Raw genomic sequence first — 13744 nt, 5'->3', positions numbered from 1 at the left:
TGGAGCCACCTTTAATTCGGTATTTACTTTTTTGGCTCTAAACAGAAGATATAATAAAACTGAAAATTACGACATTATTTTTGCAACACTAGTGAGTGAATTTAGATAAATATATTGATGTAATAGGGAATAGCTACGAAATTTGACATAATGGAATACGTTCTCGAATAAAGAAAGAGTATGTATTACAAACAGTACATGAAAATGCTGAATTTTTAATTAATGGGGAGCGAGTTAAGTTAGGAAAATTCCCACTAGATGCATGTAGCGACTTTTTCACATTTTATTGAAAATATTATCTCTTATTCATATTGTAGAAAAATAGCAGATATGAAATATAAAAAATAAACACTTCCCAAAAAAAGAATTGCTTTGTACGAATTGTAATTACAATTAGAGGAATTTAAATATAAATCCACCAGCACCAATGTGTTGCCACATACACTCACACATGTGGAGTGTGTGGCGTTGATGGAGTTGAAATAGGTTGGTGGCAATGGGTTTAGTGATTTTAGATGAATAGTGAAGTGTGTATTATGTTTCCTCGGACGAATGGTTCGGGGGATTTTTTTATTTTCTATACTCTGCATTCCTATTTTTTGGATGCGTATTTCAGTAGTCTCGAACAATGAACCTGTCTCCATGTCCCTCCTAGATTTGTTTTGGCATGAAACCAATTGGCAGTTTTTGTGTAAGTCATGCCATGATAGAAAGACTATGACCGAGGATAGACATCAGGCTATCAAGTACTGACAACAAAATATGTAGAAACCTTTCCAACATAACGGTAAAAGGGCTAAAGTATATTAGCTTATTCCATATCCATCTGTGAAAGCTGGCGTATCTGGTCACGTTTTCCGTAAACAACAGCGGTTACTTGAACTTTTAAATGATCCTCGTCTATCCAAAAAAATACTAGGAAATTTTTAACGGGCATTTTACGAATTCCATAGCTGTGCCACGGTTCTTCTTCAGTAAGGGCAACTCGCTGTGGAAAATCGGAGAGAGAAGAAATCGCATCTTCTAATGCATCCAATAGATTTAGTGCTGCATCCGGGGTTTTCAGTTCAGAAGCAATGTAGCGTGTGATTTTCTGCATCTGTTCTTCTGCCTGAGTGGAAATTTTTACAGCATAGGCTTCAGCCATCGTTTTATAACTCTCGTCTTAAATCGGCAAATACATCGGCTACAGGACGGGAACGGTTCGCTTTAGCATCTTCCAACCCAGCTTGCATCACGGAATCGAATTGCGCTGCATCCATTTCATCGAGAGCAATTGGTGCAGTGGGAACGGACAGAGAGAAAGGGATGCTCTTTGTCATGATGATCTGTTTGTAAAGCATATTGATGACAACAGAAGCTGGTACTCCCAATTGAGCCATGATTGCTTCAGCTTTTTCTTTTATTTCCGGTTCAACACGAGCTAGGATATTTGCGGTTTTAGCTTCCATAATCATTCCACCTTTCTTTTTTATTTATTGTATGCTTTTGTATATCGATTAGCAATACAAAACCAAAACTTCCACAAGAAGGAGTAGGGGCGGTCGTAATCTCTATTAGCCAAAATCCTAAAGAGCGACGCCCCCCATCACGTGAATTTTCGCGGAATTAAACAAGGGGGGTATCACCAGATAGGGTATAAAATCGAGAAACACCAACTGTCGTAAGGGTTTTTGCTGTTTCAGGATTTGCGAAGAGGTTAGATACCGATTTATATAAAAAACGGCTTTTTCATTGTATTCACAAGGTTTGTGCCACTATTGATTGAAAATCAACAAATGTACACTAAACGCCAATAATCACCTAGAAATCAGCTGATTAAGGCGTTTTTTATCGCTGTTTTTAATATAGTTAACGCAGAAAGGGGCGTGGGGGATGAATGAGGTAGAAAAACAGACAATTTATGACCTACGACTAAAAGGGGTTGGATAACTTTACTATATGATTCAATCCCAGAGGTGCTGTCGGAACTTATCCGTACAGCTTTTATATCACGAGAAGGTATGAAGTTTATTGTGGTAGATTTTTCAGCGATTGAGGCTCGCGTCATTGCCTGGCTTGCAGGTGAAAAATGGAGAATAGATGTATTCCAAAACGGCAGAGACATCTACTGTGCCAGTGCCTCTTAGATGTTTAATGTACCTGTTAAAAAGCATGGTGTGAACGGTCACCTTCGTCAGAAAGGAAAAATTGCTGAACTTGCTCTCGGTTACGGCGGATCTGTTGGAGCATTAAAATCAATGGGCGCTTTGGAGATGGGAATTGAAGAAGAGGAACTGCAACCGCTTGTAACGGCCTGGTGACAGTCCAATCCCAACATCACAAAACTATGGTGGGATGTTGACCGTGTAGTAAAAACTTGTGTGAAGCAAAAAACTCCCACAGCGACACATGGCATTCAATTTATCTATCAAAGTGGAATGCTCTTTATTGTTCTTCCTTCTGGTAGACGGCTCGCCTATGTAAAACATCGTATGGGCGAAGAATATGTTCGGTGGTGAGTTGGTTACTTATGAAGGGGTCGGTGGGACGAAGAAATGGGAAAGAATCGAAAGCCGTGGACCCAAATTTGTAGAGAAGAATATTGTTCAGGCAATTAGTCGTGACATTTTGTGTCATACCATGCAGACATTATAGCATTGTTCCATTGTGGCTCATGTACACGATGAAATTATCATCGTGGCAGATATGGGGATGTCACTTTCCACTATCTGTGAGCAGATGGCTAGGACACCAACATGGGTAAATGGCCTGTTACTAAGTGCTGATGGCTATGAGTGTCAGTTTTATCAAAAAGATTAAATAAATTGGGGTATTCAGATTATCGTGTGGAAATAGATTAACAGACCTTCAAATGTTAAATAACGAAAACAGGATAGCACTTATTTTATAACTAGTAAGTGCTATCCTGTTTGTTCCACAATCGCGCCCGATTGTGGAAGATCATAATTATAGTTCACTTTAAACATCTCTCTCTTATACTAACTTACCATTAGTCAAAATATTTTAGAATTTAAAATAAATTTGGATTGAATCTTTTTGCTAGTAACAGATTTGCTTGATTTGGATCAATATCGTATACTAACAAATCCTCAGTACTTGGATTAGCCACAACCAAACGTTCTCCTGAAGGTGAGATTAAAGAAGATGTACTCTGCTGATTTTCTAAAGCATAATTAACACTAGCAAAATATATATTATTCTCTAAGCTTCTACACACCATGGCATTATTGAAAAATTCAGGATTGTTTACGGCACCAGTAAACTGGGGATGAAAAACAATCCTCGCTCCCTGTCGAGCAGCCCATCGAACAGTCTCCGGATATCTCCAACCTTCATGGCAAATTACAATACCAAATTTCACATTGTTTATCTCAAATATTTTACGGCCTTCACCAGGAACGTAGCCGAAAATGTCTTCTTCAGGGTCAATCTGATTTTTTGTCTGATAGCCGAGAATTTCACCATTTTCTGCAATCACAAAGGCAACCAAATGAAATCCGTGCTGATCCTCCCATTCCATAGGTAAAATAACTGCGATTTTTAATTGTTTAGCAAAATCACAGATTTCTTTTAAAGCTTCCCTTTGAAAACTGTGATTGTAATCCTCAACTTTAAAGCCAACCCCTCGTAATCCTGGAATAATGGATTCAGGAAAACAAATTAGTTTACAATCTTTATGACTCGCTTTCCTTATCATTTGCTTAACAAGCATTATTCCATCCTTTGCAGATTTAGGAAACCTTGTTTGTCCCAACCCTATCTTCATAATTTAACCTCTCCTAACAATAGTGCTTTTTGTGTCAATGTAAAAATTATGAAACTTTTAATGCTATGGAGTTATTATACAATACATGAAACGCATTACACCTTATTGAAGTATTGCACCCGATTCTTGAAGATCGTTATAGAAAAGTGGCATTGAACTTAATAAGAATAGAAAAGGATATTAATCTATGTATTCTCCTTTCAATATGGACATTATATGAAATGACCCATATCCATTATTACTTGGACAGGCACCTGTTTTACGCATAATCATAACTAGTCATTGAACAACAACAATGAACTAATAAAAGTTGAGAGTAGACATGGAAATAAAAATGGGGAACAGAGGGATGATAAGATGACAACTGACACATTGGAAAGACGTATTGGAATGGACGAGGAAACAACGCGAGCGGTAACTTCCAAGGTTCAAAAATGGCGTAATAGCCTTGCGATTAGAATCCCAAAAGAGATGGCAAACCACAAAGCATTCAACCAAGGAACAGTAGTGGAAATTATTGAAATAGATGATGGCTTAAAAATTGTGCTAAATAAAAAACAGAATATTCACTCAATTAACTATTAAGTCAATGTAAACCGGAAAATCGTCATGAAACAATAGACTTCGGTGCAGCAGGGAAGGAAATGATTTATTGAACACCAATCCGGATAAAGGGGATTTTGTTTATTTGGACTTCAATCTCCAAGCTGGACACGAACAGGTGGGTAACCGTCCGGGTATTGTCCTTTCTCCAAAAGAGTTCAACGAAGTAACCGGCTTCACTACTATTTGTCCTATTACGAGCACAAACGTGGATGGGGTTATGAGGTAGAGATACCTAAAGGTCAAGTGTTTACGGGCGTGATTCTTACAGACCATCAAAAGAATCTCGATTGGAAAACTTGTAACTTATCTGTCCATAGTCAAGCACCTGAAGAAGTGGTAAAGGATTGTATAGCCAAAATTTCTACATTCCTTTTCCAGTAGCCTGACAAGTACAGGTTTTTTTATGCATAAAACTGCTGAGTTAGCTAATTTTATCGTGTAACAAATGCAGTTTGTCAACTTACGGTTGAAATAAAGCAATACAGTATATTGTGCATGAAAACTTCTATTCTTTCGACATTGTCCATTCGATATTTCCCAGGAAAAGATATGATTTCCTTAAATCAGATAAAATATGACAATTGAAGCATGGTATAAGGAGAAATTTGTTCAGCGGCGTTAATTGTTATCAATTAGCAATATTAGATAGAAGAAACTTCTTTTTATCGGTTATAATTACCAAGTGGGAAATATATGTATTAACACGATGCTTACAGAATTTTCATTTATTAAAATACGAGACCAAGGAGATAAAAAATGAGCATCTTAGAGATTAAAGATCTTGAAAAACATGACGAGCATATGATGGTATTTCCAGCGTTTAGTTTAGAAGTTTCCGAGTATGAAGTGGTTGCTATTCATACTAGTATGAATGCACGGACAATGCTATTAAAACAGTTTATGGGTGAAATTCCAATATCTAATGGAGAAATACTCGTGAATAAGAAAAATATAAAGCTTGCAAAAAGAGAGTTTTTCTCTGAAGTTGGATTTTTCTGTTTAGATGATAAGTTATATGAAAGGCTAAGTGTAAAGGACAACTTATCTTTTTTTCAAAGATTATATGGATCGGAACTTTCTATTGAAGAGGTATTACGCATCGTTCAGCTTGAGACGAAAAGAAATATTAGAATGAGCAAATTATCAAGTTCAGAAATTCGAAGGGCTTTATTTGGTCGTTTGCTAATTCAGAATCCTGCTTTATTTATTTTTGAAGAGCCTGATCAAAATATCGACTTAGAAACAAAACGTGTATTTTTGAAGATGGTATGGGAACTAAAGCAAAAAGGAAAGGCTGTTTTAGTGTTAACAAGTAATATGGAAAGTGCACTTTCTTTTACAAATCAGGTTTATCGCTTAGATGACACAGGCTTTCATGCTCTTGATATTAAAACGGAAGATGATGCTCCTAATGAAGAAATGCCCCGTTCACAAGTAAGTGAGAATGAAGCGGAAGAAATAACCATTCAGCCCGTTCAATTTGAAAAAATTCCAATAAAGGTGAATGACAAAATCGTTTTATTTGATCCGCCAGAAATTGATTATATTGAAAGCAGCGAAGGACAGTCTAATATTTATATAAAAGGTGAAATGTATAAAAGTGTATTTACGATGACTAAGCTAGAAAATCGATTACAGCCCTATGGATTTTTCAGATGTCATCGTTCTTATATTGTGAATTTGCAAAAGGTACGAGAGGTTGTGACATGGACAAGAAATAGTTTTACATTAGTGCTGGGCGATGCGAAGAAAACATCTATTCCGTTATCAAAAACAAAAATGGCAGAATTAAAGGCAATGTTGGGACTTAAATAAGCTCCATTCCACCTGAAATTCACTCCATTCCACCTGAAATTCACTCCATTCAGCTCTAAATTAACTCTTTTCATTGGAAATATAATGTGAGGATATGTTTTGTTCTTTACTATTAAGGCATAGCGAAAAACGAAAAACAAATCAAATCTTCACAGGAGGGTGAACATGGAGAATATTATTGAAGTATCAGGGTTAGTTAAAATGTTTTCAAATCAAGTAGCATTAAAGGATGTTTCATTTACAGTGAAAAAAGGAGAGACATTCGGATTTTTAGGGCCGAGTGGTTCTGGGAAAACAACAACTATTAAAATATTAACAGCGCAATTAGCACAAACGGACGGAGAAGCAATTGTGTTTGGCGTGCCAGCTTCAAAGCTAAGGGGAGCAGGTTACCGTAAGAAAATTGGTGTGCTAACCGATAATAGCGGTCTCTATGTTCGCCTTTCAGTTTATGATAATTTAAAGCTTTACTGTGATCTATTTGATGTTCCATATACACGTATTGATGAAGTGCTTGACATGGTGAATTTGAAGGAGGCGAAAAAGAAGGTTATTTCCAAGCTGTCAAGAGGGATGCTGCAGCGTGTAACATTAGCGAGGTCATTTCTTCATAAGCCTGACCTGCTGTTCTTGGATGAGCCGACATCAGCGCTTGATCCAGTTAATACGAAGCATATATATAAAGGATTAGACAATTTGAAAGAACAGGGAACTACGATATTTTTAACGACACATGATATGAACGAAGCGGAAACACTCTGTGACCGTGTAGCCTTTTTAAATGAAGGAAAGATTCAATTGCTTGATTCACCGAAGGCTCTTAGGAAGAAGTTTTCAGATAATACGATAACAGTAGAGTTGGCAGATGGCAGCAAGGATATTATCAATCGTGGACCTGAAGGAGCACAGGTAATGTATAATTATATGTCGGAAAATAAAGTCGTTTCCATTTATTCTAACGAACCTACTCTTGGGGATATTTTTGTAGAGGTAACAGGGAGGAAATTATCATGACATTTTCAATTAAACGTTCATTGGCAATTTTTCATAAGGATTATAAAGATGTTTGTAAAAATCTATATGTAACCGTATCAGTAATGATGCCACTTGTTTTGGCTGCCATGTGGGGAATGCAGGGAATTAAAGATATTAATATGCATTATATGTTATTTAATGGGACATTATGTATGGTGGCTGCATATGTACAATGTTGTTTAATTGCAGAAGAAAAAGAGAAGAATACGTTGCGAGGCCTTATGCTTTCACCAGCGAGTACGATGGATATTTTGGTAGGTAAGAGTCTTTTAAGTATTGTTGCGACGTTCATTATCCTAGTTGCTTGCGCGTTTTTGCAGAATTATAAACCTGAAAACTTACTTGTCATTTCAATTGCAATGGCTCTAACTACTATTTTCTATATTGGTCTTGGAACCGTGCTCGGTTTAGTTACAAAATCAATTATGGAAGCATCTGTTATTATTTTACCGTTTATTGCATTCTTTTGCTTAGGTTCATTCTTACAATCTTTAGCAAAATCGTTTCCAATTATGAAGTTTGCTGAGTATTTACCAAATGTACAGTTAATTGAAATAGCCAATCAGGTTCATCATTCAGGTGCTGGTTTAGCAGATGTATGGTTCAATCTTGTTGTTATCTTAACTTCAATCATTGTTATTTTTGCCATCGCAGTAGTGATTTTTAGAAAGCGAATGATGGATTAAAGAGAAGGGGCTGATGGTTATTCCATCAGCCCTTCGATATTACTTCTAGCATTTTCTTCTTAATCTTTTTTTATTTCCGAGGACATATGGTGACAAACTATGAAAGTAAGTTCGAATGCTTCGCTTAATCGGAAGGGATATGTCATAATAATGGGATCACGGTGCCTGTCCCCCAGTAAATTAAAGTATTACCGTATCGGGGGACAGGCCGCTTTTTTTCAAAGCCGTTTTACGAATTAAGCGTTACATGAAACTGCGAAAAGTGAATTAGTTTCGGAAAATTGTACGAACATATTGTTTTTCGCCTTTATTTTTTACTACAACCCCTAATTCACTTAAGTCGTTCAGAAGATGTGTGGCTTCTTTTTCCATTTTTTCTCGAAGTGCAAGTCGTCGCTCATATAAAAGTTTATTTACTTCATGACTATAACGTTCATCATTTAACTCCCATAAACGAAAGTCCTGCTCATATGGATCACTTTCTGCCCAGGAAATATGATGATTTAAGAATGATATCTCTACTTTTTTAGCAGAAACTTCTGTCTTAGCTCGAATCCACTCTCGATGATCTTTACTAATAATAACAAGATATTTCCCCTCCATAAAGCATTTTTCAATATTATTAATAGGTAACTTCTTGTTCTGATCGCCTTGTTCGGCATATAAAAAGCAGTTAACCTTATAAATCTTTAGTGCTTCGTAATAGGTAAGAAATGATAAGATGACTCCCGATAATATACCGATGATACTTAATACGATTGGTGTCCAAAATGGATCAATTTCTAGAATAAAAGGAATCCAATTTGATATAATAGGAATTTTAGATAGAAGGGGTAAAATCCTAGGTATCAAAAACCATCCTACTCCACCTAAAATGATAGGGAACAACACGATAAAAATGTATTCTGCAAAACTAACGCGAATGATTGGCTGCTTCATTAATCTTCTCCTCTATCATTACTGATGATTTTTTTAACCATTTTTACAAGTTCTTTAGTATAAACTTCGAGTGTTACAAAGGTATTGGATTGTAGCATTCGTTCTTCTAGTGCGCCTATGATAAAAGCTGTAGTAGCTTCTACATGAAGTGTTTGTGTGAAGACACCATGTTCCTTACCTTGTATTAATAAATTCGTAAGCATAGAACGCACTGGTTCAATCTCATCGTCTTCAAGGCGATAAAGTGGCATCCCAGCATTTGTCTGTGCATTGAATACAATTTCAATTAATGCAATCGTATTGTTAAAATGAGTATCCTGATAAGTCAAATACGCTGTAATATATGCCTCTATCTTTTCTAATGGAGTTGATGCACATTCAACATGTTTAGCAATAAAGTGATATTGCCTTTCTTGAACATATAATAATGTTTGCATCATTAAATCAAATTTATCTTTGAAATGATAAGAAATTAAACCTGCACTAATCTTTGCTCTTTTCGCAACCTTTGTTAAGCTCAAATTGTTATATCCTATTTCCTCTAAAGTATCAATACAAGCTATAATAATTTGTTCTCTTCTTGCATCAGCTATAAATGAATCAGTCAATGTAAACCCCCCTTTTGGTTGTTTGACCAAAATACTGATTGTGTGACCAATTTTAATAAAAAGATATTATGTTTGTCAACCCATTTGATTATGAAAACTGTGGATCATGGTGCCTGTCCCCCGATACGGTAAAGTTTTACCGTATCGGGGGACAGACACCTTTTTTATAGTGCGTTACTTTCATGGATGGAACGGAAATAGAATGTAATGGAGAATAGATTAATTATTAACTGTGGCTGATTTGAAGTAATCTTCAAGTTGGCCTAGTTTTCGTTGAGATTGAACTAATATTGTAAATTCTTATAGTTTCTAATAAGCTAAAGTTAACATTGTTGTAGAAAGGATTTTGTTAGACATGGAGGAAAAGATTAAGGAACTTTCACTTTTACTGCTTTATTTAACATCATGGCAAGAAAATGATCTTCCTAGAGAGATGAGGAGAAGTTGGAAGGGATATCCGTTTGATATCTTAAATGAACTAACAGACGAGGATTTGCTCCGTGGTAGCACCCGGTCAAAGTCAGTTTATTTAACTGAGGATGGAATTAAAAAGGCTGAGAAATTAATGAAAAAGTATCTAGGGGACATAGCAAATGTGTAAGTAATGGTTTGGATTTGTTCGAAAGCACAAAACAATTCTCTAAAGAGGTTTTGAATAAATTAAAATGTTATGTTTATATTTACTTGGCCCGGAAACTGATGAAATATTTTATGTTGGAAAAGGTATAGGGAATAGAGTATTTTCCCATTTAACTGACACTGAAGATACAGAAAAGAGTCGGTTCACCGCTGGATAATAAATTTAAAATAGAAGTTTTTAATGAATTATTGAATTTAATCGAGGTGGAATAGTATATGTCATTTTTATATTTAGCTTTAGCCATTGTCGGCGAACTTATTGGAACATCCTTATTGAAAGCATCTGAAGGATTTACTAGACTCTATCCCACAATTGGAGTAGCTGTCGCTTTTATTGGATCTTTTTTCTTTTTATCAATGGCTATAAAGACAATTCCTCTTAATACCGCCTATGCCCTCTGGTCTGGAATAGGGGTTGTAGCGACTACTACAATTTCTGTTTTAATTTGGAAAGAAAAGATAAACGGTGCGAGTATTGCAGGAATAACACTTATATTAATAGGCGTTGTAATATTAAACCTTTTTGGTCCAGGACATGGAGATTCAGGTCATAAAGCTGAAAATAATACTATAATAACTAGCGAAAATTTATAATGATAAACTTAGGGACAGTGAACCTGTCCCTAGGGTCCTCCCAGAATTCATATATTCAAAGAAGTTTAAATAGAACGACACATCGCAGAGAGTTAAACCTTCTTCAACAAACGGGTGTGTTAGAACTTTAAAGATTTATCGAAATTAAAAGGAGATAAAGAAATTGGCGACAAAATCAATGAAGTCATTAGAAAGATGGCGAATCGGGTAATGAGCCAATCGTCCATGAGCTTGTCATGAGATTAAGAATTGATTTCAAGTTGTGCGCTGAGAATGTTAGGAGATGTTAACGATGAAAAAAGTGATTGCTGTATTCATTTTAGGGTTGGTGGCAGGTGCGGTTTTAGGAGCACAGCAAGTCATGTCTTTAACGCCTGAAAGGGAAAGCCAAATCGTTGCCCAACTAGGGTCAAAGCAAGTCATTATTATCGTGGCTATGTTGCAAACAGCAGTTATGGCGGGTATTGCCACGATAGTAGGATCTTGGGCTTCTCCAAAGGTAGGTTTGAACAAACCGTTTATTTATAACAGAAAAAGCATTGTCGCGGCAGTGGTTATCGGACTCGTATCTGCAAGCTTCATCGTCATTCCGGAAAAGCTCGTCTTTGCCGAAGCGTTGGGAATAGGGGAAAAATTTGAATTCTCCTGGCTTTATTTTCTTGGTAGTGTATTATATGGAGGCATCATTGAAGAAATACTTCTAAGGTTTGGTTTTATGACGCTTATTATATGGATCTTTAGTAAAATGACAAAATCTGCGAATAGCAATGGAATTTATATTGCCGGTATTGTCATCGCCGCACTCCTATTCGCAGCTGGGCATCTTCCTGCGACCGCGCAAATGTTGGGGCTAAGCCCAGTGTCTGTTATCCGTACGTTACTGCTTAATTTTTTGCCGGGGATTGGGTTCGGCTATTTATATTGGAAGCACGGATTAGCATATGCGATGCTGGGACATATCTCTACGCACGTCATCAGTCAATGGATTCTTCTCCCTTTATTGTTTAATTAAATGGAAAATATGAATAGGGATTGGTCCGTCGTTCCAGTTTAGTAAATAAAATGGCCCCTGGCCCAGGAGTACTTTAAACAGGTTGTTCAATTGTATTGAACAATCTGTCTAACTTCTTATACAAATATGTTGAAAAATCAACGGAAAACGGGCGTTTTGCTTTCTCTTTAGAGTTGGAATAATTCTTGCATTAAAATAGGTGAAACTATTTTAAGGAGGAGAAAAAATGAAAGCAGCCGTTGTAGAGGAATTTAATAAACCCTTAGTTGTTCAAAACTTTCCTGACCCTGAGTGTGGTCCTAACGATGTCATTGTTCAAGTGAAGGCAAATGGTGTTTGTAGAAGCGATTGGCATGCATGGGTAGGGGACTGGGAATGGATTGGGTTAAAACCTGAGCTTCCACATATTCTAGGTCATGAGTTTGCGGGAATCATTGAGGAAGTTGGTGCAAATGTAAAGCGGTTTAAAAAAGGGGATCGTGTTGTTATTCCATTTAGTATGGGCTGTGGGAAATGTAGTTGTTGTCAGACAGGACACCAAAATGTTTGTGAAAATTTAACGATTTTTGGTTTTGCTTGTAATGGATCTTATGCACAGTATACGAGGGTACCATTAGCAGATGTCAATTTAGTTCATCTACCAGAATCTATAGATTTTACTGCAGCTGCATCACTAGGGTGTCGGTTTATGACGAGTTTTCATGCAGTTGCTGATATCTCGGGGGTAAAAGCTGGGGATTTCTTTACCATTTATGGTGCAGGTGGTGTTGGATTGGCTGCCACACAAATTGCAAATTCATTGGGTGCTAGAGTAATAGCGGTTGATATTGATGATTCGAAGTTGGATATGGCAAAATCATTAGGGGCTTTTGCAACCGTTAATTCGAAAAATGAAAATCCAATTGAGGCAATTATGGAAATAACCAAAGGTGGTAGTGATATTTCTTATGATGCATTGGGAATTGCGGAAACTTGTCGAAATGCCATTCTAAGTTTGCGTAATCGCGGGACACATGTACAGGTTGGGTTAACAAGTAAAGAAGAAGGGGGGATGATTTCTCTTCCAACGGATTTAATTGTAGCGAAAGAGTTACAAATTAAAGGTTCACTAGGAATGCAAGCTCATCGTTATCAGGCATTGCTCTCAATGGTAGAAAGTGGTCAATTACATCCTGAAAAACTAGTATCAAAAACGATCCCGCTTGAAGAAGCAAGTAGTGTGTTGGAGTCTATGGGTCAATATGGAACGGTTGGATCTATTATTATAGATCGTTTTTAACATTTATAGCTCTTGTGTGTAGCTTTTTTGATAGGAATCAATGGCTAGTTTTCGTTCATATTCGGGTATAAGAATTGATTAACGAGCTGTTTTATAGGGGCGGTCGATCGTGGATATAGTTCAGAGCGAAATGAGTAATATCTCGGGTCACGTTTACAAGCACTGTAAGGGTCTGACTCGAGATAACTCCACGTTTTCTTCATCTGAATCACGAAATTTTGCCCTTCTCAAAAAAATGATCGATTCGTTGATTTTAAAATAAGCACGCTTTTCCTTCTACTAAATTATTCAAAATGTAAGACTTAGAGATATTCCTTCTTATGATAAGGAAATGCTAATATTTTGCAAACATAATTCCATATAAGACGGGAAATCCCCGTTAAAGATGTTACAGCCAAGAACATCTTTAACGGGGATTTACTAAATCTTTTGATCTCTTGTTAACGATATTAGACACTCTCCACTTACATAAAATATGGTAAGACATTTGTTCATAATGCCTGAAATCTTCAGCAATGATAGAGGGGATTTATTTTATGAAATAATCCTGAAAATCATAAGTATTTAGAGAATAAAAACAAGGAATTATTAATGAAGGATAATGATCAAAAGGTTATTTTTTCATGCCTGTTAATTAACAAGCTTTTCATCGTATACTTTTGACAGGAGAAATATATATCAAACTGACGACAAGTTTGAGTTAAAAATGGAGGATTTTGTCTGTTTATTTAATTAATGAAGTGGAATATTAGCAATGAATAC

At 36.4% G+C, this 13744-nt stretch carries 17 protein-coding genes; 12 read left to right on the top strand and 5 right to left on the bottom strand.

The genetic code is table 11. The features are described from left to right. Nucleotides 1–811 precede the first annotated feature (811 nt). Both J2S13_RS04510 and J2S13_RS04505 read right to left on the bottom strand, forming a co-directional pair. Nucleotides 812–1147, bottom strand: coding sequence for a type II toxin-antitoxin system RelE/ParE family toxin (locus J2S13_RS04510; protein ID WP_307256514.1), 336 nt, complete (start codon nucleotides 1145–1147; stop codon nucleotides 812–814). Nucleotides 1148–1151: 4 nt separating this feature from the next. Further along, nucleotides 1152–1451 carry a type II toxin-antitoxin system RelB/DinJ family antitoxin gene (locus tag J2S13_RS04505; protein WP_307256513.1) on the bottom strand — a complete coding sequence of 100 codons (300 nt, stop codon included), beginning with the start codon at nucleotides 1449–1451 and terminating at the stop codon, nucleotides 1152–1154. Nucleotides 1452–2003: 552 nt separating this feature from the next. Between J2S13_RS04505 and J2S13_RS04500 the strand changes: the two genes are divergently transcribed. The 3 genes from J2S13_RS04500 (at nucleotide 2004) to J2S13_RS04490 (ending at nucleotide 2637) form a co-directional block, all read left to right on the top strand. Then, nucleotides 2004–2129 (top strand): hypothetical protein, encoded by a 126-nt coding sequence (locus J2S13_RS04500; protein WP_307256512.1) that lies wholly within the window; start codon nucleotides 2004–2006, stop codon nucleotides 2127–2129. Continuing rightward, nucleotides 2130–2303 carry a hypothetical protein gene (locus J2S13_RS04495; RefSeq protein WP_307256511.1) on the top strand — a complete coding sequence of 58 codons (174 nt, stop codon included), beginning with the start codon at nucleotides 2130–2132 and terminating at the stop codon, nucleotides 2301–2303. Nucleotides 2304–2487: 184 nt separating this feature from the next. Further along, the gene (locus tag J2S13_RS04490) at nucleotides 2488–2637 is read left to right on the top strand and encodes a hypothetical protein (RefSeq protein ID WP_307256510.1); all 150 of its coding nucleotides are present in this window, start codon (nucleotides 2488–2490) and stop codon (nucleotides 2635–2637) included. Between the two features lie 376 nt (nucleotides 2638–3013). On the opposite strand, the gene J2S13_RS04485 is transcribed toward J2S13_RS04490, so the two are convergent. Continuing rightward, on the bottom strand, nucleotides 3014–3769 hold the full coding sequence (locus J2S13_RS04485) for a carbon-nitrogen hydrolase family protein (RefSeq protein WP_307256509.1): 756 nt from the start codon (nucleotides 3767–3769) through the stop codon (nucleotides 3014–3016). Between the two features lie 357 nt (nucleotides 3770–4126). Here J2S13_RS04485 and J2S13_RS04480 point away from each other — a divergent pair, with 357 nt between their 5' ends. The 5 genes from J2S13_RS04480 to J2S13_RS04460 all read left to right on the top strand — a co-directional run bounded on the left by J2S13_RS04480 (nucleotide 4127) and on the right by J2S13_RS04460 (nucleotide 7911). Beyond that, complete coding sequence (locus J2S13_RS04480; protein ID WP_307256508.1) at nucleotides 4127–4354, top strand: AbrB/MazE/SpoVT family DNA-binding domain-containing protein; 228 nt, start codon at nucleotides 4127–4129, stop codon at nucleotides 4352–4354. A gap of 136 nt (nucleotides 4355–4490) precedes the next feature. Continuing rightward, a complete protein-coding gene (locus J2S13_RS16865; protein WP_370873951.1) occupies nucleotides 4491–4601 on the top strand; it encodes a type II toxin-antitoxin system PemK/MazF family toxin in 111 nt (36 codons plus the stop codon). Between the two features lie 530 nt (nucleotides 4602–5131). Then, nucleotides 5132–6190: a LytTR family transcriptional regulator DNA-binding domain-containing protein gene (locus J2S13_RS04470; RefSeq protein ID WP_307256507.1), complete on the top strand. Its 1059-nt coding sequence runs from the start codon at nucleotides 5132–5134 to the stop codon at nucleotides 6188–6190. Between the two features lie 165 nt (nucleotides 6191–6355). Continuing rightward, nucleotides 6356–7204 (top strand): ABC transporter ATP-binding protein, encoded by an 849-nt coding sequence (locus J2S13_RS04465; protein WP_307256506.1) that lies wholly within the window; start codon nucleotides 6356–6358, stop codon nucleotides 7202–7204. Then, on the top strand, nucleotides 7201–7911 hold the full coding sequence (locus J2S13_RS04460) for an ABC transporter permease (RefSeq protein ID WP_307256505.1): 711 nt from the start codon (nucleotides 7201–7203) through the stop codon (nucleotides 7909–7911). The genes J2S13_RS04465 and J2S13_RS04460 overlap by 4 nt, the downstream gene beginning before the upstream one ends. A 267-nt stretch (nucleotides 7912–8178) precedes the next feature. Here J2S13_RS04460 and J2S13_RS04455 read toward each other — a convergent pair whose 3' ends face one another. Together J2S13_RS04455 and J2S13_RS04450 are read right to left on the bottom strand one after the other, a co-directional pair. Next, nucleotides 8179–8850, bottom strand: a complete 672-nt coding sequence (locus J2S13_RS04455; RefSeq protein WP_307256504.1) for a YqeB family protein — start codon at nucleotides 8848–8850, stop codon at nucleotides 8179–8181. Further along, a complete protein-coding gene (locus tag J2S13_RS04450; protein ID WP_307256503.1) occupies nucleotides 8850–9458 on the bottom strand; it encodes a TetR/AcrR family transcriptional regulator in 609 nt (202 codons plus the stop codon). Before J2S13_RS04450 ends, J2S13_RS04455 begins: the two co-directional genes overlap by 1 nt. A 355-nt stretch (nucleotides 9459–9813) precedes the next feature. On the opposite strand from J2S13_RS04450, the gene J2S13_RS04445 reads away from it, so the two are divergent. The 4 genes from J2S13_RS04445 to J2S13_RS04430 all read left to right on the top strand — a co-directional run bounded on the left by J2S13_RS04445 (nucleotide 9814) and on the right by J2S13_RS04430 (nucleotide 12982). After that, complete coding sequence (locus tag J2S13_RS04445; RefSeq protein ID WP_307256502.1) at nucleotides 9814–10059, top strand: DUF6429 family protein; 246 nt, start codon at nucleotides 9814–9816, stop codon at nucleotides 10057–10059. A 254-nt stretch (nucleotides 10060–10313) separates the two neighbouring features. Next, nucleotides 10314–10691 (top strand): DMT family transporter, encoded by a 378-nt coding sequence (locus J2S13_RS04440; protein WP_307256501.1) that lies wholly within the window; start codon nucleotides 10314–10316, stop codon nucleotides 10689–10691. A 292-nt stretch (nucleotides 10692–10983) separates the two neighbouring features. Next, entirely contained in the window at nucleotides 10984–11703 is a 720-nt protein-coding gene (locus J2S13_RS04435; protein WP_307256499.1) for a CPBP family intramembrane glutamic endopeptidase, read from the top strand. A gap of 226 nt (nucleotides 11704–11929) precedes the next feature. Beyond that, nucleotides 11930–12982, top strand: a complete 1053-nt coding sequence (locus J2S13_RS04430) for a zinc-dependent alcohol dehydrogenase family protein (protein WP_307256498.1) — start codon at nucleotides 11930–11932, stop codon at nucleotides 12980–12982. Nucleotides 12983–13744: the final 762 nt, after the last annotated feature.

Origin of the sequence: Oikeobacillus pervagus (assembly GCF_030813365.1) — a bacterium.
In the GTDB taxonomy this organism is placed as follows: Bacteria; Bacillota; Bacilli; order Bacillales; family DSM-23947; genus Oikeobacillus; species Oikeobacillus pervagus.
This window is presented reverse-complemented; position numbering and strand designations above follow the sequence as displayed.